This window comes from Streptomyces sp. NPDC058685, from assembly GCF_042714725.1.
Classification (GTDB): domain Bacteria; phylum Actinomycetota; class Actinomycetes; order Streptomycetales; family Streptomycetaceae; genus Streptomyces.
The window spans coordinates 57,206-80,739 of record NZ_JBHXSL010000036.1; the positions used below are offsets into that span (position 1 = coordinate 57,206).

Genomic DNA, 23,534 nt, shown 5'->3' on the forward strand with positions numbered 1-23,534 from the left:
TGCGTGACGTAGGTAGGAAAAGCGACGCAACGCCACGACGCGGGGTGTCCGGTCGGAGTCGACGTTATGCCGCGATGAGAGATGTCCGAGCAGGAATCGGCCAAATGAGGCGATCGGCCCGGATCGAAGGGATCAGTGATCGCCCGGGCGCTGTGGCGCTCCGGGCGGAGTCCGGGGGCTTCGCTGCCCCCAGGGCGTATCGCGCTGATCACGGGTCAAGGCTATCGCCCCGCACCCCTGGGCCGTCATGAGCCGTATGTGTACAAAACCGGGGCCGGAAGTTTGACACTCTGGACAGCGACACAGGCCCTCTTGGCAAACAGCCCTCGGCGGGGCAGGTTGGCGAGTGACGACACGGTCGCCGTCGGCGGCCCTGCTCCGTCGGCAGGGACACCCGTCGACAGCCCGACACCGGGAGCAGCCATGACAGCCAAGGTCTTGATCGTCACCGGCGACGCAGCCGAGTCCCTCGAAGTCCTCTACCCGTACCAACGCCTGCGGGAAGAGGGGTACGAGGTCCACATCGCGGCACCCGCTCGCAAGAAGCTCCAGTTCGTCGTGCACGACTTCGAGCCGGGCTTCGACACGTACACCGAGAAGCCGGGGTACACCTGGCCGGCGGACCTGGCCTTCTCCGAGGTGGATCCCGGCCAGTACGTGGCGGTGGTCATCCCGGGCGGCCGCGCGCCCGAGTACCTGCGCAACGATCCGGAGCTACGCAAGATTCTGAAGGCGTTCTTCGACGCGGACAAGCCCGTGGCACAGATCTGCCACGGCCCGCTGCTGACGGCGGCGATCGGCAGCCTCGACGGCCGCCGGGTCACGGCCTACCCCGCCCTGGAACTGGACATGCAGGCGGCGGGAGCGAGCTTCCAGGACACGGAGGCAGTGGTCGACGGCACCCTGGTCTCCTCCCGCGCCTGGCCGGACCACCCGGAGTGGATGCGGGAGTTCCTGAAGGTGCTGCGGACGAAGGCGCCGGTGTCGTAGGGGCGCGGCTCGGTCCTGGGCAGTGCGGCCGCGCGGCGCGGGACGCGGGGCGGTGCGCTGCGCCGCTGAGGTACGCGGGGCGGTGCGCCTGCGGGCGCGGGCGCGGGGCGGTGCGCCTGCGGGCGCGGGCGCGGGGCGGTGCGCCTGCGGGCGCGGGCGGGGCGGGGGCGGGGCCTCGATACGCGAGAGGTGGTCCGGCCCGCGGGCGCGGGGACGCGGGGCGGTGCGGTCTGCGGGCTGCGGCCGAGGAACGCGAGGTGGTCCGGCCCACTGGCGCGGGGCGCTGGCTGCGCCACGGCGGTACGCCGGGCGGTGCGCCTGCGGCCGAGATGCGCGGGCGGGGCAGCCCGCGGCCGGTGTCCGCACCCGCGGTCGGTGTCCGCGTGTGCAGGCCCGGCCGCCGCCGGAGCGGGTGCGACTGCCCCCGCCTGGCGTGGCACGCGCCGCAGGGCCGACGGAGGCCGGGCGGTACGGGACGCCGCCGGCTGCGTAGCGGAAGTGCACCGACCGGCGCTGCCTGTGCCGTGGAGCCGCTGAGGTAACCCGGCCGGTGCAGCCCCCGAGGGTGCGGCGCGGTACGGCCAGCGGCGCACGGACACCGATAGCAGGTGCGGACACTGACACAGCAGGTGCGACTCCCCGCGCTTCGTCGAGCGGCCTTCGCCAGGGATCCGGCGGGGCACCCGGTAGTACGGGGACGGCGCCGGGTGCGGCCTGTGCCGCGGGAGCAGCTGAGGTACATCGGCTGGTGCAGCCCGGAGACACACGGCCAGGGCCGCAGAACCTGATCGGCCCGCCCGGACAGCGCGCAACGCCCGCACCGCGGGACCGGCCGATGCACGCCAGACGGCCGCTGGCGGTCCGTGCCGCGGGACCCACTGCGGCACTCCGGCCGGGCGCAGCCCGGAGACGCACGGCCAGGGCCACAGAACCTGATCGGCCGCCCGGACAGCACGCAACCGCCCGCACCGCGGGCATCGCGGGCATCGCGGATGCGCATCGGACGGCGCGGCTCGCGGGTGCGGGGCCAGGGTCGCCGGCCCTGGCCGGGTGCACCGGCAGGGTGCGACTGCCCGCGCCTCAGGGCGTTCCCCGCACCGGACAGCCCGGGTACAGGGGCCACGCGGCCCTCGGTGGGCAACAGACCTCGACCGGGGCCGCGCCCGGGTGCGATGACCCGCCCGCGGCGCGAGCCCGGCGCACCGGCCGAGCCGGTCTGCGCACCCGACCGCCCCGGGGTGGCGCCGTCAGGCGACCAACCGCATCGCTTCCTCCACCGCCTCCGTCAGCGTGTCCACCACCGGCACGCCGACTTCCTCCAGGCTCGCCCTGCTGTGCGATCCGCCGGTGTAGAGCACTGCCCGCGCGCCCACGTGGGCCGCCGCCACCGCGTCGTCGACCGCGTCCCCGATGACCACCGTGTGCTCCGGCGCGGCCGACCCGGCCAGTGCCGTCAGATGACGCTCCATGTGCAGCGCCTTCGAGCCGCCGGACGGTCCCGTGCGACCGTCCACCCGTAGGAAGTGGTTCTCGATCCCGTAGCCCCGCACGACCGGGACCAGCTGCTCGTGCCCGTACATACTCAGCAGCGACTGGCTCCGGCCCGCCTGTCGCCACTCCTTCAGCAGGTCCTCGACGCCCGCGGTCAGCGCGCAGCCGATCCGGTGGGTGCTGTAGTGACGGTGGAAGATCTCGTCCATGACCTCCCACTCCTCCGCGGTCGGCAGCCGCCCCATCAGCCGCTCGTAGAACCGCGGAACCGGCACGCAGTACAGCTCGCGGTAACGCTCGAGCGTGATCGCTTCCAGACCGATCTCCGCGAACGCGGCATTGGTCGCCCCGATGACCGCCGTGATGTCGTCCAGCAGGGTCCCGTTCCAGTCCCAGACCAGGTGCGTCGTGTGCTTCCCCATGCCGACGACCGTACCGAACGGGTCCGACAACGGTCAGCCCCGGCCGCGAACGCGCAGGTCAGTCCACCAGGTTCGGGATCTCCTGGACGCCGTACCAGAGCAGCTCGTGGTCCTCGGCGCCGTCCACGGTGAACTGTGCGTCGTCGTCGCCCTGGTCCGCCGCTCCGAGGGCGTCCGCCGCGGCGGTGACATCACCGATCGCGTCGTCCGCGTCGACATGCACCGCCGCCGCCTCGGCCAGCGGGACCGCGACGGAGATGCGCACCTCGCCGACCGAGCCGGAGTCCAGCGAACGGTCGGGGTCGGCGGTCGCGTCCTGGTCGCGCACGTCGAGGGCCACCACGACCCGGCGCCTCGCGACTCCCGGATCGCCGGCGACCAGCCGGAGCGAGGCGGCCGCGGCACGACTGAGGGCCGCGTACTCCAGCTCCTCGATGTCGTCGGAGACGTACCACTCGCGCAGGCCCGGCGTGACGCCGTAGGCGGTCATCGGGGCGGGGCCCAGTTCGCCCCTCTTGTGCGCCTCTGCGAGACCGGAGAGGGTCAGGGGGACGTAGACGCGCATGGCTGGCCGCTTTCGTAGTCGGAATGCGCCCTCAGGATACGTGTGAGGTACCCCTTCGAGGTGCCTCCGGCGGGTTCCCGAACCGTCCACCGGGACACACCGATTCCTTGCCCGTAGGCGGCTGAATCCGGCCCGCGTCACCCTGATAGGTGAACTCCGCAGACCCCCCGAATCCGACCCGTCACGGATTGCGACCGCGGCGCTGCGCACCGTAGAAGATCACCAACGAAGTTACCGCTCGGTACGAACCGGGCCCGTACTCATCGGGGGCGATCTGCCATGAACAGGACCCGACCCGCAGGACGGCACGACCAGCGCCGCCCCGCCGCCGTCGCCGCGTCGGCGCTCGCGCGTGCCCGGCGCCAGGACCGGCCGCACTACTGGTTCGCCGACCGTCTTCTGGCGGTGCTGAGCGGCCGGCGCCCGGTGCACTGGATGCTCGGCCACACGATCGGCGAGGCGTACGAACAGCTCGTCCAACTTGCCCCGGGCACCCCGCTGCGTCCCGCGGACCGTGTGACGCCCGTGGTCCGCCACTGCGGCGAGTACCACCCCGGCCCCGGCGTCATCGAGGCGTTCGCCCGCATCGGCACGGGTGACCGGGTGAGCGCGATGGCCTTCCGTCTCGAACAGGGCGCGGACGCCCGCTGGCGCTGCTCGGCGATCGAACTGGGCGGCGAGCGGGTGGGCTCGTCATAACCACGCGCCACCCCGGGCCGCCCGGCCGCGCCCGGGAAAGCGGCCGGGGCCGGACACCCCGAAAGGTGTCCGGCCCCGGCCGTGCGCCACTGTGCGGCCCGAGGACCGCCCGCGCTACTTCTTGCGGCGTCGACCCGCGCTCTTCTGCGCCTTGCGGCGCTCCGCCCGCGTCATGCCCTCCGGCTCACCGCGCCCGGAGTCGCCGTCGTTCTCGAAGTCACCCTCGATCACACCGCCCTCGCCGTCCACCGTGGGAGCGGAGAAGTGCAGCCGGTCGGGCCGCTGCGGGGCGTCGAGGCCCTTCGCGCGGATCTCGGGGCGCGGGGCGCCGGCCGGTACCGCGTCCTCCTTGCTGAGCGAGGGGCGCGCGGAGTCCTGCACGGGGACCTCCTCGACCTGCTGCTCGACCTGGACCTCCAGGTTGAACAGGTAGCCGACGGACTCCTCCTTGATGCCCTCCATCATGGCGGTGAACATGTCGAAGCCCTCGCGCTGGTACTCGACCAGCGGGTCCTTCTGGGCCATCGCCCGCAGGCCGATGCCCTCCTGGAGGTAGTCCATCTCGTAGAGGTGCTCGCGCCACTTGCGGTCCAGGACCGACAGCACCACGCGGCGCTCCAGCTCACGCATGATGTCCGAGCCGAGCGTCTTCTCGCGCTCGTCGTACTGCTCGTGGATGTCGTCCTTGATGGACTCCGCGATGAAGTCGGCGGTGATGCCGGCGCGGTCACCGACCGCCTCCTCCAGCTCCTCCACGGTCGCCTTCACCGGGTAGAGCTGCTTGAACGCGCCCCACAGCCGGTCCAGGTCCCACTCCTCGGCGAAGCCCTCGACCGTCTCCGCCTGGATGTAGGCGTCGATGGTGTCGTCCATGAAGTGCCGCACCTGCTCGTGCAGGTCCTCGCCCTCCAGGACGCGACGGCGCTCGCCGTAGATGACCTCACGCTGGCGGTTGAGCACCTCGTCGTACTTCAGGACGTTCTTACGCGTCTCGAAGTTCTGCTGCTCGACCTGCGACTGGGCGGACGCGATCGCGCGCGTCACCATCTTGTTCTCGATCGGGACGTCGTCGGGGACGTTCGCCATCGACATCACGCGCTCGACCATCTGCGCCTTGAACAGCCGCATCAGGTCGTCGCCGAGCGAGAGGTAGAAGCGGGACTCGCCCGGGTCGCCCTGACGTCCGGAACGGCCGCGCAGCTGGTTGTCGATACGGCGCGACTCGTGCCGCTCGGTGCCCAGCACATACAAGCCGCCCAGGTCGGTGACCTCGTCGTGCTCGGCCTTGACGGCCGCCTCGGCGCGCTCCAGTGCCGCGGGCAGCGCCGCCGCCCACTCCTCGACGTGCTCGACCGGGTCCAGACCGCGCTGGCGCAGCTCCGCCTCGGCGAGGTCGTCGGGGTTGCCGCCGAGCTTGATGTCGGTACCACGGCCGGCCATGTTCGTCGCCACGGTGACCGCGCCCTTGCGGCCGGCCTGGGCGACGATCGTCGCCTCCCGGTCGTGCTGCTTGGCGTTGAGGACCTCGTGCTGGACGCCACGCTTGCTCAGCTGCTGCGAGAGGTACTCGGACTTCTCGACCGAGGTGGTGCCGACCAGGATCGGCTGGCCCTTCTCGTGCTTCTCGGCGATGTCGTCGACGACCGCCGCGAACTTGGCGACCTCGGTGCGGTAGATCAGGTCGGACTGGTCCTTGCGGACCATGGGCTTGTTCGTCGGGATCGGCACGACGCCCAGCTTGTAGATCTGGTGGAACTCGGCGGCCTCGGTCATCGCCGTACCGGTCATGCCCGCGAGCTTGTCGTAGAGGCGGAAGAAGTTCTGGAGGGTGATCGTGGCGAGCGTCTGGTTCTCGTCCTTGATGTCCACCCCTTCCTTCGCCTCGATGGCCTGGTGCATGCCCTCGTTGTAGCGGCGGCCGGCGAGGATACGGCCGGTGTGCTCGTCGACGATCATGACTTCGCCGTCGATGACGACGTAGTCCTTGTCCTTCTTGAAGAGCTCCTTGGCCTTGATGGCGTTGTTCAGGTAGCCCACCAGCGGGGTGTTCACCGACTCGTAGAGGTTGTCGATGCCCAGCCAGTCCTCGACCTTCGCGACACCCGGCTCATGGATGGCGACGGTCCGCTTCTTCTCGTCGACCTCGTAGTCGCCGGTCTCCTCGATGCCCTTCAGCTGGTTGCCCGCCTCGCCCTTGGTCAGACGGGTGACGAGCTTGGCGAAGTCGCCGTACCACTTGGTGGCCTGGTCGGCGGGGCCGGAGATGATCAGCGGCGTACGGGCCTCGTCGACGAGGATCGAGTCGACCTCGTCGACCACGGCGTAGTTGTGGCCGCGCTGGACGAGCTCGTCCTTGGACCACGCCATGTTGTCGCGGAGGTAGTCGAAGCCGAACTCGTTGTTCGTTCCGTACGTGATGTCGCAGTTGTACTGCTCGCGGCGCTGGGCCGGCGTCATGTTCGCAAGGATGCAGCCGACGGACAGGCCCAGGAACTTGTGGACCCGGCCCATCATCTCGGAGTCGCGCTCGGCCAGGTAGTCGTTCACCGTGATCAGGTGGACGCCCTTGCCGGAGAGCGCGTTGAGGTAAGTAGGGAGGGTGCCGACGAGGGTCTTGCCCTCACCGGTCTTCATCTCGGCGACGTAGCCGAGGTGCAGCGCGGCGCCACCCATCATCTGGACGTCGTAGTGGCGCTGGCCGAGGACGCGCTTGGCGGCCTCACGAACGGTCGCGAACGCCTCGGGAAGCAGGTCGTCGAGGCTCTCGCCGTCGGCGTACCGCTCCTTGTACTCGTCCGTGAGCGCCCGCAACTCGGCGTCGGAGAGGTTGACGAAGTCCTCTTCGATGGAGTTGACCTGGTCCGCGATGCGGTGCAGTTTGCGCAGGATCTTGCCTTCGCCTGCACGCATGAGCTTGTTGAAGACGGACACTGAGGCTGGTCTCCTTGCCGATCGGGCCTGGCACTGGGTCGTGTTAGGGACACTGGCGCGGGCACGGCAGGTAGGCCCCACCGCAACGGCCATCGTAAGCGAGGACCACGCCGGGTCGGGAGGCCCGCAGTCAGCCAGGCCTGCTGTTACCCGCAATGAGAACGCGCGGGACGCGCCGAAGGTGCCGGTGAGGTACGAAAAGTGCTCGCATCCGTCCCCTGGGGGAACCAGAATCCGGGCCATGGAGCCCATCACTCTCACCACCGAGCGCCTGCTGCTGCGTACCTTCACGCCCGACGACACGGAGGCGGTCTTCGAGTCCTGTCAGGACCCCGACATTCAACGGTGGACCACGGTCCCCTCGCCGTACGAACGCGAGCACGCCGCCGAGTTCACCGGTCAGATGGTCCCGGAGGGCTGGCGCAACGGAACGATGTGCACCTTCGCCGTACTGCCGCGCACCGGCGGCCCGCTGATGGCGTCCGTCGCGGTCACGCTGCGTACCTTCTCGGGCACCTGGGAGATCGGCTTCTGGACGGGCAAGGAGTTCCGGGGCCGCGGGATCATGGCGGAGACGGTGGGCGCCGTGGCGCACTGGACCTTCACCAGACTGGGCGCGACCCGGCTGGAATGGCGGGCGGAGGTCGGCAACACCGCCTCGCGCGCGGTGGCCGAGAAGGCCGGCTTCGTGGTCGAGGGGGCACTGCGCGCGGCGCTTCTGAACAAGGACACGCTCCGTGACTCCTGGGTGGGCTCGCTGCTCCCGTCGGATGTCGGGCTGCCGACGCCGCAGCCGTATCTGCCGGCGAGGGACTGAAACGGGAGCCGATCCGTTTCCGGGGCCGGTACGGCAGGCCGCTCCGCGGGACGGAAGCAGGCGAGGGCGGGCGGGTGCGGATCCGGCCGGCACCGGCTGCGGGACCGATGTCAGTGCCGCCGTCTATCGTGCGGACCATGACGACGCTGCCGCCTCCCGCCGCCGATCTGTCCGCCGACGAGGCCCGCCGTATCGCACTGCGGGCCCAGGGGTTCTTGGGCGCGCCTGACCGGCGCGGCGGGGTGCGCGGCGTGCTGCGGCACCTGGGCGCCGTCCAGCTCGACACGATCTCGGTTCTGGCCCGCTCGCACGAGCTGATCCCCTACGCCCGTCTCGGCGCGGTCGGCCGTCGCACGGTCGAGGACGCGTACTGGACCGAGGGCCACAGCTTCGAGTACTGGTCACACGCGGCCTGCATCCTGCCCGTCGAGGAGTGGCCGCACTTCGCGTTCCGCCGCCGGGCCTACCGCGCCCGCCCGCACTGGTCGCACGATCTGCCGGACGGCGCCTACGACACCGTGATCAAGCAGCTGCGCACCGAAGGCCCCCTCACCGCGACGGAGTTGGGCGGCGCGAAGAACGGCGGCGAGTGGTGGGACTGGTCCGCCTCCAAGGTCGCCGTCGAGCGGGCGCTGATGTACGGCGAGGTGGTGTGCACCGAACGGCGCAGCTGGAAGCGGGTGTACGACCTGGCCGAGCGGGCCATTCCGGGCGATCTCCTGCACACCGAGCTGGACGACGCGGAGTGTCTGCGCCGGCTCGTCCGGCTCGCAGGCCAGTCCCTGGGCATCGGCACCCGCGCGGACATCGCCGACTACCACCGCCTCAAGGGCGAGCAGTTCGACGCGGTGGTCGCGGACTCCGGCCTCGTGCCGGTGACGGTCGAGGGCTGGTCCAAGCCGGCGTGGGCCGATCCCGAGGCGCTCGCGACCGTGCCCCGGGGCCGCCATCGCACGACCCTGCTGTCCCCGTTCGACTCGCTGATCTGGGAACGCGCACGGACGGAACGCATCTTCGGCTTCACCCACCGGCTCGAGGCGTACGTCCCGAAGCCCAAGCGGGTGTACGGCTACTTCGCCATGCCGCTGCTCGCGGGCGGGAAGCTGCTGGGGCGCGTCGACCCGGCACGGGAGGGCACGACGCTCGTGGCCAAGCAAGTCGCGCTCGACACCCCGAAGGCCGTGGCACCGATGGCGCAGGCCCTGCGGGAGGCCGCCGAGTGGGTGGGCTGCGACGCGGTCCGGATCGAGCGGGTCGACCGCCCGGAGCTGCGGGCCGGTCTGCTGGCCGAGCTCACCTGATCTCGAGGATCTTCTCCCGCATCGCGTAGACCACGGCCTCCATCCGGGAGTGCAGCTGAAGCTTCTCCAGGATGTTGCGGACGTGGTTCTTCACGGTGTTCTCCGAGATGAACAACTCCTTGGCGATATCACGGTTGTTCATGCCCGTGGCCACCAGCTTGAGCACCTCCAGCTCACGCTCGGTGAGCCGCGGCGCCGGCACGAGCCGTCGCTCGTCGGTGCGCTGGATCATCGACTTGAACTCGGTGAGCAGCTTGGACGCCATGGACGGGCTGATCTGCGACTGTCCGTCAGCCACCGCGCGGATGGCCGTCGCCACCTCGTCGGTGGAAATCTCCTTGAGGAGATAGCCGGTCGCGCCCGCCTTGATCGCGTCGTAGAGGTCGGCCTCCTCGTCGCTGATCGTCAGCATGATGATCTTCGCACTGGGAGCCACCTCCTTGATGGAGGTACAGGCCTCGATACCGCCGCGCCTGGGCATCCGCACATCCATCAGCACGATGTCCGGCAGCAGGTCCGCGGCCTTGTCGACCGCTTCCGCACCGTCGCCCGCCTCGCCGACGACCTGGATGTCCTCCTCCTGCGCGAGGACGATCTCCAGTCCGCGCCGGAAGAGGGCGTGGTCGTCGACCACGAGGACACGGATCGGCTCCTCGCGGGAGCTGCCCCTGTCCGCGTCGGTCTCGGCGACCGTGTCTGCGGCGTCGCCCGCGGCGCGTACCGGCCCGAAGCTGTCCGCCATCGTTCCTCCCCCTGAAGGCAGTGGCCTGAAGGTCATGTGTGGTTCACCAACCTCAGTGCATGGCACACGGGTTGGCTTCCTGACGCCATGCTTTCATGCCGGGGCGACAGTGCGGTCGTTCCAGGTCGCACGGGGGTGCCCCCGAGGGCGCGCTGAGCGCTCAGGGGCACCACCGACCTGCGGTTCTGTGCGACGGCCGCGTCAGCCGCCGAGTGCACCTCCGGCGCCGCCCGCCTCGGAGCCGGCGAGCGGGTCACTCTCCAAGTGGATGACGCCGTAGTCGTAGGCGTGCCGCCGGTAGACGACACTGGGCTGCTTCGTCTCGGAGTCGACGAAGAGATAGAAGTCGTGTCCGACCAGTTCCATCTCGTAGAGGGCCTGGTCGAGCGTCATCGGTGCTGCGGTGTGGAGCTTCTCGCGGACCACCAGCGGTCCCTCGCCCTGTACTTCGAGCGAGCCCATCCTGGTGGTGGGAACGGTCTGCGGCGTCTCCTCCGAGCGAAGCTTCCCGTTGCCGTTCAACTCGGCCACACCAGGCACGACGTCGGCGACCTCGGCTGCCGAAATCCGGCCGCTGCCACGTCGGTTGTGGCGCTTGTCGTGCTGCTTGCGAAGCCGGCCCTCCAGCTTCGCCGTTGCCAGGTCAAGCGCTGCGTAGGGGTCGGCGGCCGCTGCTTCTGCCCGGATCACCGGGCCCCGCGAATGGAGGGTGATCTCCACGCGGTCGGAACGGTCGGCCTGCCGCGGGTTGTGCTCCTTGGACACCTCGACGTCCAGGCTGATCACCTTGCCGTCGAGCTTCTGGATCTTGTCCAGCTTCAGCTTCTCGGCCACGTGCTTGCGGAACCGCTCAGGCACCTCTGTCTTGCGGCCCTTGACGACGATGTCCACGCAGAACTCCGTTCCGGATTGCCCCGCCTGCGCGTCGGCTGCGGAGCGTCTCCCTCTTGCACCAGACCCCGGTGTGTGCCGGAGTCTCGGACTAGGCGACTTTCACCTCCTCCTCCCCCGGAGACAAGATCTCCACCCCACCAATTTTGAGGTTGTCGTTGCCTCGAATCCCTGGCCGGAGGCACGGCAGTGCATTCGGTGAGGTCCGGGCTTTCCCCCATTCCTCACAACCGAACATAGCTCTATCGGACGGGTCTCGGCACCCGCTACCAGCGCGTACCTCCGTTCAGGGCAATATCGGCTCTCACTACCTGCAACGTTGCGCGTTCCCTGTCAGTTCCGATGTATTTCGAAAGCCGAGGGTGAGACTGCGACGACCGCCGCGGCCGGCTCGTCGAATCCGGTAAATCGCTGTTGCATGGACGCACGGAGCGCCCGCGCCGCCTCCGCCAGCGACGCCCCCGTGGTCATCAGGTCGTCCACCAGAACCGCTCTGCCGCCCTCCAGGAGCCGTGCGGCGCCTCCGGCGACCACGAGGGCCCCGGACAGATTCGCCACTCTCTCGCGGGCTGTCAGGCCCGCCTGGTCGGCCACCTCACGCCGCTGCCGCAGCACCGGCAGCGCTCTCGCCCTCGTCCCCGTACGCCGCAGCTCCCCCGCGGCGGCCAGCGCGATCCTGCGCGCCGCGTCATGCCCCCTGGCCCGCACCGCTTGCCGCGCCGACGGCACCGGTACGAGCAACAGCGGCCCCTCTGCCCGGGCGGCCGGGGGCACCGAGGCCCGCACCGCCCCGGCCAGCGCGATGCCGAGGGGCCGGGCCAGCCCCAGAGCACCACGCTCCTTGTGCGCGATCAGCACCGCGCGCACCCCATCGGCGTACGGCGCGGCGGCGTGGACCTTCGGCAGACCCGCCGGCTCGGGATCGGGCCTCGCACGGCGCGCAGAGGAGCCGTACAGCTCATGCGCGCACTTCTCGCACAGCGACGTCCGGGGCACGCCGCAGCCTCCGCATGCGGCCGGCAGCACCAGGCCGGAGATTTCCTGCCACCACCTCCGCATGACCACCACTGTGCCCGCACTCCGGAGGTCCGGCCACCCCTGTGGACAACGGCCTGTGGACAACCCGCGACCTGACCGGCCGACGCCGATCGACCGCCCCGTCTGCCGACGAGACACATCGGGAGACGGCCTAGCCCGGGTAGACCGGCGCTCTGCCCTTCTCGACGATCGGCTGCCAGTTGGCACCAGCCGGAAGCCGCACGATGCCGTCGTCCTCGGAGTACGCCACGAGCGGGCGGTCCTCACCGTCCGCCGCGGCGACCGACTGCACGCCGTTGAGGCCGGGCAGCACGCCCGTGTCCCAAGTCGAGCCGTCCGTCTGGATGTAGCGGACCTGCTGCACTCCGCCGGACTCCTTGCCGACCACCACGAGCCGGCTGGGGCCCGCCCACGAGACGGCCGTGACGTTCTCCATCCGCGGTGCCGCGGGCTCCAGTTCGGCCACGGTCACCACCGGGTTGTCCTTGGGACCGCGCTCCACCCGCCCGATCTTCAGGGTGGTCCTGCCGCCCTCCGTCAGAAGCAGCGCGACGCGCGCGCCGTCCGCGGACACCTTCACGGACTCGATGCGCACAGCGCCCAACTGGGGAACGTTGACCTTCTGCGGCGTGCCCTTCCCGCCCACGAGACGCAGCAACGCCGGGTTCTCCGGGTTGCGGTCGGCGATCCACAGGTCCTTGCGGCCGTCCCAGCTGGGTGCCGACAGCCGGGTGTCCTGCGTCTTGCCGAGGCTGCGCACCACTGGGGCCGCCAACTGGGAATCGGTCTCGATCGACGAGACGTACAGGCTGGCGAAGTCCTTGGAGACCGCGGCCGCGGTGTCCTCGTCGTGTGCCACAGCGACGACGCTGATCGGCAGCTGTCCGTCACCGAACGGCCCACGCACGTTGGCCGGCGTGGCCGCCTCCTTCGTCGCGCCCGACAGCCATGCGAGCCGGTTCTTGGCATCGACGAAGTACGGATACACCGGCTTCCCCGACGCGCGGTCCGGCGCGTAACCGTCCGCCTCGACGCTGTCGAGCACGCACAGCTGCGTGCCGTTCGAACGCTCCAGCTCCACCTGCTCGACCCGAGTGGACGACAGCTCCCTCAGCGTGAGCGAGATCTGCGCAGCCATCTTCTTGCACTGCTCGCGGCCGACGTTGGACGCCTTCTCGTTGAGAGGCACCTTCAGCACGTTCCGGTCGTCGAACGCGAGGGACGTGACGCCGCTCTTGAGCGCCGTACCGCGCGGGAAGCGCGAGTCCACCACCGGGTCCAGCCAGTCCGTGGGGCCGTCGAGCAGCGCGTTGACCGACTGCGTCACGGGATCCATCCGGGTCACCGGATCCATCCGCTGACGGATGAAGACCGGGTCCGACACGACGGTTTCCCCTGCTCCGCCCGGCGCCGCGGCGAAGTAGTACTTGTTGATGGAGACGTAGTTCCGCTGGAAGTCGGACGCGCCGAGCAGCAGGCCCGGAGGCGGGCTGTCGATGCGCCACTCGCCCTTGCCCTCGATGCCGCCCTGCCGGGAGAGATGCATCGTCCAGTCGTAGTCCTCCGCCTCGGTCGTGCTCGCCTGGAAGGCGTGCTGCGAGTCGACCACGGCGATCTGCTTGCCCTTGATCTGGTAGCTGGTCCCCGTGCTGACCCCGCCCACCGCGGCCCGGCCGCCGGTGGGAGCCGTCTCCAGCACCGTCGTACTGGCGTCGGGCCGCCACTTCTGCGACGCCTCCGGCGTCAGATACGTCCGAGCGATGGCGAAATTGGCATCGTCACTGGTCATCGCCTCGAGGAAGCCGTTGACGATCTCGTCGGCGGCCGCTCCCTTGCGGGGCTTCACCGCGTACACCTGCACCTCGGAGTCGGCGCCCGGGGACGCCTTCACGGGACGGATGTCACCGGTGTCGGGCATCGAGGCACAACCGGCCAGCACACCGCCGGCACCGAGCAGCGCGACCATACGCAGCGCGCCTCGACGTCCTCTACGACGCGGATCAGCGCCCACGGTTGGTGTCCTCCCGGTCGGAAGCAGGCTGTGCGAAGGCGGAGTCCTGCCGTTCGTTCCCCGGTCGCGCCACGACACGGGCTCCGTTGCCGGGCAGCGCGGTCGGGTCGACACCCTGCGGGGGTGTACGAGGCGGTACCGGGGCACCCGGCGGTACGGAGAGGGGCGAACGCTCCGACACGGACTGAACGGGTACGGACGCCAGCAAGTGCCCGTTCAGGTGCGGTCCGGCCACCTCGGCCAGGGCACGCTCCCGGTTCTGCCGCGAGTCCTCCGGCTCCAGGGGTATCGGCGAACCGCGCAGCGGCTCGTCCGCGGTCCGCGGCAGCGTCAGCCGGAACTGCGAACCGCCGCCCGGCTCGCCCCATGCCTGGAGCCAGCCACCGTGCAGCCGCGCGTCCTCGACGGCGATGGACAGACCGAGACCGGTACCGCCGGTGGTACGCGCCCGGGCGGGGTCGGCCCGCCAGAAGCGGTTGAACACCCGCGTCGCCTCTCCGGGCTTCAGTCCCACGCCGTAGTCCCGTACGGCCACGGCGACCGCGCCGCCGGCGACCGCCATGCGCACCACCACGTCCCGGCCCTCGCCGTGCTCGACGGCGTTGACGACGAGGTTGCGCAGCACCCGCTCGACGCGCCGGGCGTCGGCCTCGGCCACGACGGGCTGCTCGTCGCCGACCACGCGTATCCGGGTGCCCTTGCGCTCGGCGAGCGGCTCGGCGCCGCCGATCACGCGCCGTACGACTTCGCGGAGGTCTATCGGCTCGGCCTCCAGCGCGGCCGCGCCCGCGTCGAAGCGGCTGATCTCCAGCAGGTCGGAGAGCAGCGACTCGAACCGGTCCAGTTGATCCCCGAGGAGCTCGGCCGAACGCGCGGTCACCGGATCGAAGTCGACCCGCGCCTCATGGATGACGTCGGCCGCCATCCGCACCGTCGTCAGCGGAGTCCGCAGTTCGTGGGAGACGTCCGAGACGAAGCGCCGCTGCATCCGGGAGAGCTCCTCCAGCTGCTGGATCTTGAGCTGAAGGCTCTGCGCCATCTTGTTGAAGGCTTCACCGAGTCGGGCGATGTCGTCCTCACCGGTCACCTTCATCCGCTCCTGGAGACGGCCGGCGGACAACCGCTCGGCGATCCCGGCGGCCATACGCACCGGTGTCACGATCTGCCTCACCACGAGCCAGGCGATGGCACCCAGCAGCACGACGACGAACAGACCGGCCGTGGCCAGTGTGCCTCTGACCAGATTGAGCGACTGCTCCTCCTGCGCGAGCGGGAAGACGTAGTACAGCTCGTACGGATACTCCTCGATGTCGTTGAGCCGGGTGCCGACGACCAGGCCGGGCTCCGGCTCGTGGTCGTCGTTGTACTTGATCTGGATGTACGTCTCGTACGTCCCCGTGCCCTGGTCCACGGCGTCCCGCAGCTCCTGCGGAATGCTGGACGGGTCCACGCTGCCCGAAGTCCGCGGGAAACGGTTGCCCGCGTTGGCGGCGTCGGCGCTCAGCGCCACCACGTTGAACGCACCCTGGCCACCACTGGCGAGCTGTTCCACGAGGTCGGAGCGCCAGCTCGTCGCCGTCCGCCCGCTCGAGCCGCCGTCCTGCGCGCCGGACTCGGTCCGCAGATTGGCAGCCCGCTCCCGCGCCACGGCGAAACCGCCGGCCGCCTGGCTCTGCGCCGCCTTCGCCTTGGCGTCGAGCAGGCCGTTGCGCACCTGCCCGATGACGACGAACCCGAGGAGCGCGACCACACCGAGCGACATCAGCAGCGTCATCGCGACGACCCTGAGCTGGATGTTCCGGCGCCACAGCCGCACAGCGGGCAGCAGCGGCCGGCGGACCCAGCGCAGAAAGAGCCGGAGCATCAGACGTCCGGGGTCGCCGTTCCGACCCGACCGCCCGCCACGCAGCAGGCGGCCGAATCGCGACGTCTCATGCCCCGGTCCGGCAGCCCGCCCCGTACGGACTCCCGGCTCCCCGGGCTTCGGAGCAACACTGCCTCGGGTCATGTCAGCTCGGTCCGGCCTTGTAACCGACACCACGTACGGTCACCACGATCTCCGGACGCTCCGGGTCCTTCTCGACCTTGGAGCGCAGCCTCTGGACGTGCACGTTCACCAGCCTGGTGTCCGCGGCGTGACGGTAGCCCCAGACCTGCTCGAGCAGGACCTCACGGGTGAACACCTGCCACGGCTTACGGGCCAGCGCGACGAGCAGGTCGAACTCCAGCGGGGTCAGCGCGATGGACTGTCCCTCCCGCTTCACGGAGTGCCCGGCCACGTCGATGACCAGGTCACCGATCGCCAGCTGTTCCGGCGCCGGCTCCTCTGACCTCCTCAGCCGCGCCCGGATCCGGGCGACCAGCTCCTTCGGCTTGAACGGTTTCACGATGTAGTCGTCGGCCCCGGACTCCAGGCCGACCACCACGTCCACGGTGTCGCTCTTGGCGGTGAGCATCACGATCGGCACGCCGGACTCCGCCCTGATCAGGCGGCACACCTCGATGCCGTCCCGTCCGGGCAGCATCAGGTCCAGCAGCACAAGATCCGGTTTTGCCTCACGGAAAGCGGCAAGTGCCTTGTCGCCGTCCGCTACGAACGACGGCTCGAAACCTTCACCACGCAGCACAATCCCGAGCATCTCGGCCAGTGCGGTGTCGTCATCGACGACAAGGACTCGTCCCTTCATAATCGACATCATCCCATTAGCTAATCGTTACCTGGCGTGACCTGGCACACAGCTCCGCGATTCCACCGCCGGTGACCGGCGACAACGCCCCCAGTTCGGTGACGATCGCCGTCACCAGATCCGGCGGTGTGACATCGAAGGCCGGGTTGTACGCCTGGGTCCCCAGCGGCGCGACGGGAAGCCCGCCGCCCACTGCTCCCGCGGCCGCAGGAACCTGCGGGGCGGTGACTTCCGTGACTTCGTGTCCGGCCCTCTGCTCCACCTCGATCGACGCCCCGTCCGGCGTGCTCAGGTCCACCGTCGTGGTCGGAGCGACCACGATGAACGGCACATGGTGGTACTTCGCCAGTACGGCGAGCGGATAGCTCCCCACCTTGTTGGCCACCGAGCCGTCCGCGGCTATGCGGTCGGCGCCTATGAGTACCGCATCCACCTCCCCCGCGGCGAACAGGGAGCCCGCGGCACTGTCCGTGAGCAGGGTGTAGGGCATGCCGTTGCGGGCAGCCTCGTACGCCGTCAGCCGCGCACCCTGGAGCAGCGGCCGCGTCTCGTCCACCCACAGACGCCGCAGCTCGCCGGCCCGGTGGGCGTGAAGCGCCACGGCGAACGCCGTGCCCTCCCCGCCCGAGACCAGCGCACCGGTGTTGCAGTGGGTCAGGATCCGGTGCCCGCCGCCCGGCAGCAGCTCATCGAGCAGAGCGAGCCCGTGACCGGCCATCCGGGCACTGGCCTCGGCATCCTCCCGGTGCAGCTCCCTCGCGGCCGTCAGAGCCGCCTGGGCGGCCTCCTCGGGCCCCTTGTCGGCGGCGGCCCGGTATGCGGCGACCGCACGCCGCACCCCGTAGGCCAGGTTCACCGCGGTGGGCCGCGCGCCTTCGAGCAGCGGCGCAGCCTCCTCGATGTCGTAACCGCGTGCGGCGGCGAGCGCCACACCGTAGGCGCCGGCAATGCCCAGCAGAGGAGCCCCGCGCACGGCGAGGGTCTGAATGGCCTGCACCAGGGCGGGCACATCGGTGCAGACCAGCTCGACCTCCTCGGCAGGAAGCCGGGTCTGGTCGAGAAGCACCAGCACGGGCCCTTCCGGAGGCTCGCTCCAGCGCAGCGCGGGAAGCGGGGGCGACTCGTCGCCCACCGGGTTTTGTGCGTACTGATCAGCCATCCGCCCAGTCTGCCCGGTGAGACTCCGACAATGAAGGTGCGAAGGAGATACAGGGCCCCGCCCACCAGCGGGCCCCGCGTGGCACGATGGCTGCCAGCCTGCCGACCCGATACACCGACAGGCCGTGTGAACGCTCCGGCTCGCCGAGCCGGCACCACAACCAGTGCATGAGGTGGACGACGGTGAACGACACTCCGGGTTGGGCCTCGCCCGGATCCGCTCCCTCCAACGGGCAGGACGACGCCGGCGTACCCCGGCCCGCCGGGCCCGCCGACGAGAGCGGCCCCGCCTCGAAGTGGTCCAAGGAGCAGCCGCCCGCCGGCCAGTGGTCGGCGCCGACGGGACCGCCTCGGACTCCTCCGCAGGCTCCCCCGCCCGCCCCGGGCTGGGGCGCCGGTCCGCCGCGCGGCGCGTGGGGCCCGCCCCCCGCGGCCAAGCCGGGTGTCATCCCGCTCCGCCCGCTGGGCGTCGGCGAGATCCTCGACGGCGCGGTCTCGACGCTGCGCGCCCACTGGCGCACGGTCCTGGGCATCACGATCACCGTCTCCGTGATCTCCCAGATCTGCGACATCCTCGTCGAGCGCTACCTGCTTCCCACGCCCCCCGAGGTCGACCCCGACGCCGACCCGTCGGAGGCGCTGCGCCAGTCCGTCGACTCGCTGCAGGCCAGCCTCGTGGCCATGGGCCCGTCGATCCTGATCGCGCTGGTCGGCACACTCTTCACCACCGCCCTGCTCACCATGGTCATCAGCCGTTCGGTACTGGGCCGCCCCGTCAGCCTCTCCGAGGCCTGGCAGGAGGCCCGGCCCCGGCTGCCCCAACTCCTCGGCCTCACCCTGCTGCTGCCACTGATGAGCGTGGGAATCATGGCCGTGGCGCTGGTGCCCGGCCTGCTGATCGGCGGCGGAGCCGGAGTCGCGCTCGCCGTCCTCGGAGGGCTCGTCGCCGGACCGGTCATCCTGTGGCTGATGGTCCGCTTCGCTCTCGCCTCGCCCGCCCTGATGCTGGAGCGTCAGGGGGTCGTCCAGTCCCTTCGCCGCTCCGCCAAGTTGGTACAGGGCGCGTGGTGGCGGACATTCGGCATCATCGCGCTGACGCTGCTGCTGACGCTGCTGGTGTCGATGATCATCGCGGTGCCGTTCAGCGTGATCGCGTTCGCCGTGGACGGCACCGGGTTCGGCGACCTCTTCTCCGGCACCACGCCGGAGTTCGGCTGGGCCTTCCTGATCATCACCGGCATCGGCTCGGTGATCGCATCCTCCATCACCTACCCGATCTCCGCGGGTGTGACGGTGCTCCTCTACATCGACCAGCGCATCCGCCGCGAGGCCCTGGACATCGAACTCGCCCGGGCCGCGGGCGTCTCCGGCTACGGCTCCGAGCCGCCCGGCACCCACTCCAGGGGCTGATGCGGTGTTCACCGCGGGGGGTGTGACAGCAGTGCGGGCGGCCCTGGCCGCCGGCGACGACGTACCGGTGGACACTCCTCGGATACCTGCCAGGGAGGCGGCGGAGCGCGAACTGTCGAAGCCGATGTACCACGAGAACGACCCGAGCCTGCTCCAGCGCGCCCTCGACCGCTTCTGGGACTGGGTGGGCGGCATCTTCGACACGGCCTCCGGCGCCACCCCCGGCGGCCCGCTCGGCCTTGTCGTCGTCGCCATCCTGGTCATCGGCCTGATCGCCGCCCTCTGGTGGCGACTTGGCACCCCCCGCCGCGCTGCGACCTCGGCCGACTCCCTCTTCGACGACATTCCCCGCAGCGCGGCGGAACACCGCAGCGCCGCAGAGACCCACGCGGCGGCGGAACGCTGGAACCAGGCCGTCCAGGAACGGATGCGTGCCATCGTCCGCTCGCTGGAAGAACGCGCCCTCCTCGATCCGCGCCCGGGCCGCACCGCCGATGAGGCAGCCGCCGAAGGCGGCCGCTCCCTCCCCGACCACGTCGCCGGGCTGCGTGCAGCCGCCAGGGAGTTCGACGACGTCACATACGGCGGCCGGACCACCGACCGGCAGGCGTATCTCCGGCTGCGGGACCTCGACCTCGAACTGGAACGCGCCAAGCCCCAACTCGCCGGCGCGTCCCAAGGAGCAGCCGGATGACCGGGGTTGCCCCCAGCTCCACCTCCATGTCCCCCACAGGGCGCCAGGTGTGGACCCGCACCCGCGGTCTGCTGCTGGCCCTGGTGATCCTCCTGGTGGCAGGCATCGCCATGGCCGCACTGCAGTCCGGCGACCAGCACGGCCGCCTCGACCCGCGCTCGGCCGACCGTCTGGGCAGCCGCGCCGTGGCCGAGATCCTCAAGGACAGCGGTGTCTCCACCCGCGTGGTCACCACTCTGGACGAGGCAACTGCCGCTGCCGACACGGACACCACACTTCTGGTCGCGATGCCCGACCTGCTGACGGACAGCCAGCAGGAAACCCTTCGGGCGGCGACAGCAACGTCCGGGGGACGCACCGTACTCGTCTCCGCCGGTGCCGCATCCGTCGAGACGCTCGCCCCCGGGGTGCGCTCCGACACCCCCGCCCCTGTCGCGGCCCGCACTCCCCAGTGCTCCCTCGCCGCCGCGCGCAGAGCGGGCAACGCCGACCTCGGCGGCGAGCGCTACGTCACCAAGGCGCTCGGGACCGACGCCTGTTACCCGAGTGAGGGACTGCCCAGCCTCGTCAGGATCGACGACTCCGACGGCGGCGACACCGTCCTGCTCGGTGCCCCGGACATCCTCTACAACGACCGCCTCGACCAGCGCGGCAACGCCTCTCTCGCGCTCCAACTCCTCGGTTCCCGCCCTCATCTGGTCTGGTACCTCCCCTCACTCGCCGACGGCTCCGCCACGCAGGACGGCACCGACGCAGACACCGACAGCACGTTCTTCGATCTGATCCCTTCCGGCTGGCTCTGGGGCACCCTCCAACTGACGTTCGCCGCCGCGCTTGCAGCCATCTGGCGTGCCCGCCGCCTGGGCCCCCTCGTCACCGAACGGCTGCCGGTGGCCATCCGGGCATCCGAATCAACACAGGGACGCGCCCGCCTCTACCGCAAGGTGAACGCCCGCGACCGCGCCGCCGCGGCACTGCGCTCGGCCACCCGTACCCGGCTCGCACCACTCCTCGGCGTCTCCACTGCCGACGCCCACTCCCCCGAGGTGCTACTCCCCGCCGTCTCCGCGCGCCTGGCCGCCGGCGACCGGGATCTCACCGCCCTGCTGTTCGGGCCGGCTCCGGCCGACGACACCGCACTTGTTCACCTGGCAGATCAACTCGACGCCCTCGAAAGAGAGGTACGCACCTCATGAGCGCCCCGACACCCGAGACAGCTGAGAGCTCGGACCGCGCCCGCGCTTCCCTGGAAGCCCTGCGCACCGAGATCGCCAAGGCCGTGGTCGGCCAGGATCCCGCTGTCACCGGACTCGTCGTGGCTCTGCTCTGCCGCGGCCATGTCCTTCTCGAAGGGGTACCCGGAGTCGCCAAGACTCTCCTGGTCCGCGCCCTCGCGGCATCACTCGAACTCGACACCAAGCGTGTCCAGTTCACCCCCGACCTCATGCCCAGCGATGTCACCGGCTCGCTCGTCTACGACGCCCGCACCGCGGAGTTCTCCTTCCAGCCAGGTCCCGTCTTCACCAATCTTCTGCTCGCCGACGAGATCAACCGCACGCCTCCCAAGACCCAGTCCTCGCTCCTCGAGGCGATGGAGGAGCGTCAGGTCACGGTGGACGGCACGCCCCGCATGCTTCCGGATCCCTTCCTGGTGGCGGCTACGCAGAACCCCGTGGAGTACGAGGGGACCTATCCCCTGCCCGAAGCCCAACTCGACCGCTTCCTGCTGAAGCTGACCGTGCCGCTGCCTTCGCGGGACGACGAGATCGGCGTGCTGACCCGTCACGCCGAAGGCTTCAACCCACGCGATCTCCATGCGGCGGGAGTGCGCCCCGTCGCCGGGCCCGCCGCCCTGGAGGCGGCCCGGGCCGCCGTCGCCAAGACCTCGGTGTCCGCCGAGATCACCGGCTATGTCGTCGATATCTGTCGTGCCACCCGCGAGTCCCCCTCACTCAGTCTCGGTGTGTCCCCCCGAGGCGCTACGGCCCTGCTGTCCACCGCCCGCGCGTGGGCGTGGCTCACCGGCCGCGACTACGTCATCCCCGACGACGTGAAGGCCCTGGCCCTGCCGACGCTGCGCCATCGGATCCAGCTCCGGCCGGAAGCGGAGATGGAAGGAGTCACTGCCGACTCCGTCATCACCGCGATCCTCAGCCACGTCCCCGTCCCCCGCTGAGGCCGCGCCATGGCCCTCACCGGACGAACCGCACTGCTCGCCGCTCTCGGCTCGCTCCCCGTGGGCATCCTCGCGCCCAGCTGGACGGGGATGCTTGCTGTGAATGCGCCTCTCTCTTTGGCAATCCTGTGCGACTACGCCCTCGCCGCGCCAGTGCGAACGCTCCGATTCACCCGAAGCGGTGACACATCAGTTCGACTCGGTGAACGGGCTGACGTCCAGCTGACGATCACCAACCCTTCAGCACGCCGCCTGCGCGCCCACCTTCGCGACGCTTGGCCTCCCAGCAGCTGGGTCGCCGGCACAGAGCAAGCCGCATCCCGGCACAAGGTGGCCGTCCCGGCCGGTGAACGCCGACGTGTCACCACCACTCTGCGTCCCACGCGCCGCGGCGACCGTCATGCCGAAAGAGTCACCGTCCGGTCGTACGGCCCCCTCGGCCTCGCCGCCCGCCAGAGCAGTCACAGCGTCCCCTGGACAGTCCGCGTCCTGCCTCCGTTCGCCAGCCGCAAGCACCTGCCGTCCCGGCTGGCCCGCCTGAGAGAACTCGACGGCCGCACCAGCGTCCTGATCCGTGGGCAGGGGACGGAGTTCGACAGTCTTCGCGACTACGTGCCCGGAGACGACACCCGCTCCATCGACTGGCGGGCCACCGCCCGCCAGACAACTGTTGCCGTGCGCACCTGGCGCCCGGAACGCGACCGCCACATCCTCGTCGTCCTCGACACCGGCCGCACATCCGCCGGCCGAGTGGGAGATGTCCCGCGTCTCGACGCGGCGATGGATGCCGCCCTGCTCCTCACCGCGCTTGCCTCACGCGCCGGTGACCGGGTCGATCTCCTGGCGTACGACCGTCGTGTCCGAGCCCAGGTGCAGGGACGAGCCGCAGGCGAACTCCTGCCCGCCATGGTCAACGCACTCGCCCCCCTGGAGCCGGAGCTCGTCGAGACCGATGCGCGTGGCCTGAGTGCAGCCGCTCTCAAGAGCGCTCCGCGACGATCGCTGATCGTGCTGCTCACGGGCCTCGATGCTGCCCCCATCGAAGAGGGCCTGCTCCCGGTCCTGCCTCAGCTCACCCAACGGCACACCGTGCTCGTGGCCGCGGTGGCCGATCCGCACATCCAGGAGATGTCCGCGGCCCGCGGGGATGTGGAGGCCGTCTACGACGCCGCGGCGGGTACCCAGTCCCAGGCTCAGCGTCGCCGCACGGCGGAACAACTTCAGCGCCATGGCGTCATTGTCGTGGACGCGACCCCGGACAATCTCGCTCCGGCTCTCGCGGACGCCTATCTGGCGCTGAAGGCGGCCGGCAAGCTGTAAAAGGCGGATGCGGAGCCAAGGGTTGCAATTCCGACCCGAATTCGGCCCGGAACGCAGAAAGGCCCCGCACCAGAGGTGCGGGGCCTTCCCACAATGATTGTTCGGCGGCGTCCTACTCTCCCACAGGGTCCCCCCTGCAGTACCATCGGCGCTGAAAGGCTTAGCTTCCGGGTTCGGAATGTAACCGGGCG

At 70.4% G+C, this 23,534-nt stretch carries 19 protein-coding genes and 1 rRNA gene; 9 read left to right on the forward strand and 11 right to left on the reverse strand.

The features are described 5' to 3' along the window. Positions 1–423 precede the first annotated feature (423 nt). Positions 424–990, forward strand: coding sequence for a DJ-1/PfpI family protein (locus ACFWU3_RS25485; protein WP_340473386.1), 567 nt, complete (start codon positions 424–426; stop codon positions 988–990). Positions 991–2,237: 1,247 nt separating this feature from the next. Here ACFWU3_RS25485 and ACFWU3_RS25490 read toward each other — a convergent pair. Together ACFWU3_RS25490 and ACFWU3_RS25495 are read right to left on the reverse strand one after the other, a co-directional pair. Further along, on the reverse strand, positions 2,238–2,903 hold the full coding sequence (locus ACFWU3_RS25490) for an HAD family hydrolase (RefSeq protein WP_384441947.1): 666 nt from the start codon (positions 2,901–2,903) through the stop codon (positions 2,238–2,240). A 58-nt stretch (positions 2,904–2,961) separates the two neighbouring features. After that, a complete protein-coding gene (locus ACFWU3_RS25495) occupies positions 2,962–3,468 on the reverse strand; it encodes a DUF6912 family protein (RefSeq protein WP_340473390.1) in 507 nt (168 codons plus the stop codon). Between the two features lie 279 nt (positions 3,469–3,747). Here ACFWU3_RS25495 and ACFWU3_RS25500 point away from each other — a divergent pair, with 279 nt between their 5' ends. Beyond that, positions 3,748–4,167 carry an Rv3235 family protein gene (locus ACFWU3_RS25500; protein ID WP_384441951.1) on the forward strand — a complete coding sequence of 140 codons (420 nt, stop codon included), beginning with the start codon at positions 3,748–3,750 and terminating at the stop codon, positions 4,165–4,167. 114 nt (positions 4,168–4,281) lie between these two features. Here ACFWU3_RS25500 and secA read toward each other — a convergent pair whose 3' ends face one another. Then, positions 4,282–7,098 carry a preprotein translocase subunit SecA gene (gene secA, locus ACFWU3_RS25505; RefSeq protein ID WP_384441954.1) on the reverse strand — a complete coding sequence of 939 codons (2,817 nt, stop codon included), beginning with the start codon at positions 7,096–7,098 and terminating at the stop codon, positions 4,282–4,284. A gap of 241 nt (positions 7,099–7,339) precedes the next feature. Here secA and ACFWU3_RS25510 point away from each other — a divergent pair, with 241 nt between their 5' ends. Beyond that, positions 7,340–7,915, forward strand: a complete 576-nt coding sequence (locus ACFWU3_RS25510; RefSeq protein ID WP_384441957.1) for a GNAT family N-acetyltransferase — start codon at positions 7,340–7,342, stop codon at positions 7,913–7,915. Between the two features lie 137 nt (positions 7,916–8,052). Continuing rightward, positions 8,053–9,216: a winged helix-turn-helix domain-containing protein gene (locus ACFWU3_RS25515; RefSeq protein WP_384441960.1), complete on the forward strand. Its 1,164-nt coding sequence runs from the start codon at positions 8,053–8,055 to the stop codon at positions 9,214–9,216. Here ACFWU3_RS25515 and ACFWU3_RS25520 read toward each other — a convergent pair. The 7 genes from ACFWU3_RS25520 to mtnA form a co-directional block, all read right to left on the reverse strand. After that, the gene (locus tag ACFWU3_RS25520) at positions 9,209–9,958 is read right to left on the reverse strand and encodes a response regulator (protein ID WP_384441963.1); all 750 of its coding nucleotides are present in this window, start codon (positions 9,956–9,958) and stop codon (positions 9,209–9,211) included. The two genes, ACFWU3_RS25515 and ACFWU3_RS25520, sit on opposite strands and share 8 nt — an antisense overlap. A 201-nt stretch (positions 9,959–10,159) precedes the next feature. Next, positions 10,160–10,849, reverse strand: a complete 690-nt coding sequence (gene hpf / locus ACFWU3_RS25525) for a ribosome hibernation-promoting factor, HPF/YfiA family (protein ID WP_384441966.1) — start codon at positions 10,847–10,849, stop codon at positions 10,160–10,162. A gap of 333 nt (positions 10,850–11,182) precedes the next feature. Beyond that, complete coding sequence (locus ACFWU3_RS25530) at positions 11,183–11,908, reverse strand: ComF family protein (protein WP_384441969.1); 726 nt, start codon at positions 11,906–11,908, stop codon at positions 11,183–11,185. 130 nt (positions 11,909–12,038) lie between these two features. Then, positions 12,039–13,853, reverse strand: coding sequence for an LpqB family beta-propeller domain-containing protein (locus ACFWU3_RS25535; protein WP_384441972.1), 1,815 nt, complete (start codon positions 13,851–13,853; stop codon positions 12,039–12,041). A 34-nt stretch (positions 13,854–13,887) separates the two neighbouring features. After that, positions 13,888–15,906 carry an MtrAB system histidine kinase MtrB gene (gene mtrB, locus ACFWU3_RS25540; protein WP_384441975.1) on the reverse strand — a complete coding sequence of 673 codons (2,019 nt, stop codon included), beginning with the start codon at positions 15,904–15,906 and terminating at the stop codon, positions 13,888–13,890. Position 15,907: 1 nt separating this feature from the next. After that, a complete protein-coding gene (gene mtrA / locus ACFWU3_RS25545; protein WP_187438793.1) occupies positions 15,908–16,597 on the reverse strand; it encodes a two-component system response regulator MtrA in 690 nt (229 codons plus the stop codon). Between the two features lie 4 nt (positions 16,598–16,601). After that, positions 16,602–17,744 carry an S-methyl-5-thioribose-1-phosphate isomerase gene (mtnA, locus tag ACFWU3_RS25550; protein WP_384441979.1) on the reverse strand — a complete coding sequence of 381 codons (1,143 nt, stop codon included), beginning with the start codon at positions 17,742–17,744 and terminating at the stop codon, positions 16,602–16,604. A gap of 182 nt (positions 17,745–17,926) precedes the next feature. Here mtnA and ACFWU3_RS25555 point away from each other — a divergent pair, with 182 nt between their 5' ends. Genes ACFWU3_RS25555 through ACFWU3_RS25575 form a run of 5 tightly spaced genes read left to right on the forward strand, consistent with a single transcriptional unit; the run spans position 17,927 to position 23,343 of the window. Then, on the forward strand, positions 17,927–19,153 hold the full coding sequence (locus tag ACFWU3_RS25555; protein ID WP_384441982.1) for a hypothetical protein: 1,227 nt from the start codon (positions 17,927–17,929) through the stop codon (positions 19,151–19,153). Positions 19,154–19,157: 4 nt separating this feature from the next. Next, entirely contained in the window at positions 19,158–19,847 is a 690-nt protein-coding gene (locus ACFWU3_RS25560) for a DUF4129 domain-containing protein (protein WP_384441985.1), read from the forward strand. Next, entirely contained in the window at positions 19,844–21,043 is a 1,200-nt protein-coding gene (locus tag ACFWU3_RS25565) for a DUF4350 domain-containing protein (RefSeq protein WP_384441989.1), read from the forward strand. The genes ACFWU3_RS25560 and ACFWU3_RS25565 overlap by 4 nt, the downstream gene beginning before the upstream one ends. After that, a complete protein-coding gene (locus tag ACFWU3_RS25570; protein WP_384441992.1) occupies positions 21,040–22,023 on the forward strand; it encodes an AAA family ATPase in 984 nt (327 codons plus the stop codon). The genes ACFWU3_RS25565 and ACFWU3_RS25570 overlap by 4 nt, the downstream gene beginning before the upstream one ends. Before the next feature lie 9 nt (positions 22,024–22,032). Next, on the forward strand, positions 22,033–23,343 hold the full coding sequence (locus tag ACFWU3_RS25575) for a DUF58 domain-containing protein (protein ID WP_384441995.1): 1,311 nt from the start codon (positions 22,033–22,035) through the stop codon (positions 23,341–23,343). 99 nt (positions 23,344–23,442) lie between these two features. On the opposite strand, the gene rrf is transcribed toward ACFWU3_RS25575, so the two are convergent. After that, positions 23,443–23,534: ribosomal RNA gene (gene rrf / locus ACFWU3_RS25580) — 5S ribosomal RNA — on the reverse strand; the annotation flags it as partial.

What these genes read in the sequence shown, in the direction of transcription:
- ACFWU3_RS25485 (WP_340473386.1), top strand. Translation starts at nt 424, where the DNA reads ATGACAGCCAAGGTCTTGATCGTCACCGGCGACGCAGCCGAGTCCCTC.
- ACFWU3_RS25490 (WP_384441947.1), bottom strand. Translation starts at nt 2,903, where the DNA reads ATGGGGAAGCACACGACGCACCTGGTCTGGGACTGGAACGGGACCCTG.
- ACFWU3_RS25495 (WP_340473390.1), bottom strand. Translation starts at nt 3,468, where the DNA reads ATGCGCGTCTACGTCCCCCTGACCCTCTCCGGTCTCGCAGAGGCGCAC.
- ACFWU3_RS25500 (WP_384441951.1), top strand. Translation starts at nt 3,748, where the DNA reads ATGAACAGGACCCGACCCGCAGGACGGCACGACCAGCGCCGCCCCGCC.
- ACFWU3_RS25510 (WP_384441957.1), top strand. Translation starts at nt 7,340, where the DNA reads ATGGAGCCCATCACTCTCACCACCGAGCGCCTGCTGCTGCGTACCTTC.
- ACFWU3_RS25515 (WP_384441960.1), top strand. Translation starts at nt 8,053, where the DNA reads ATGACGACGCTGCCGCCTCCCGCCGCCGATCTGTCCGCCGACGAGGCC.
- ACFWU3_RS25520 (WP_384441963.1), bottom strand. Translation starts at nt 9,958, where the DNA reads ATGGCGGACAGCTTCGGGCCGGTACGCGCCGCGGGCGACGCCGCAGAC.
- ACFWU3_RS25530 (WP_384441969.1), bottom strand. Translation starts at nt 11,908, where the DNA reads ATGCGGAGGTGGTGGCAGGAAATCTCCGGCCTGGTGCTGCCGGCCGCA.
- ACFWU3_RS25535 (WP_384441972.1), bottom strand. Translation starts at nt 13,853, where the DNA reads ATGGTCGCGCTGCTCGGTGCCGGCGGTGTGCTGGCCGGTTGTGCCTCG.
- mtrB (WP_384441975.1), bottom strand. Translation starts at nt 15,906, where the DNA reads ATGACCCGAGGCAGTGTTGCTCCGAAGCCCGGGGAGCCGGGAGTCCGT.
- mtrA (WP_187438793.1), bottom strand. Translation starts at nt 16,597, where the DNA reads ATGATGTCGATTATGAAGGGACGAGTCCTTGTCGTCGATGACGACACC.
- mtnA (WP_384441979.1), bottom strand. Translation starts at nt 17,744, where the DNA reads ATGGCTGATCAGTACGCACAAAACCCGGTGGGCGACGAGTCGCCCCCG.
- ACFWU3_RS25565 (WP_384441989.1), top strand. Translation starts at nt 19,844, where the DNA reads ATGACCGGGGTTGCCCCCAGCTCCACCTCCATGTCCCCCACAGGGCGC.
- ACFWU3_RS25570 (WP_384441992.1), top strand. Translation starts at nt 21,040, where the DNA reads ATGAGCGCCCCGACACCCGAGACAGCTGAGAGCTCGGACCGCGCCCGC.
- ACFWU3_RS25575 (WP_384441995.1), top strand. Translation starts at nt 22,033, where the DNA reads ATGGCCCTCACCGGACGAACCGCACTGCTCGCCGCTCTCGGCTCGCTC.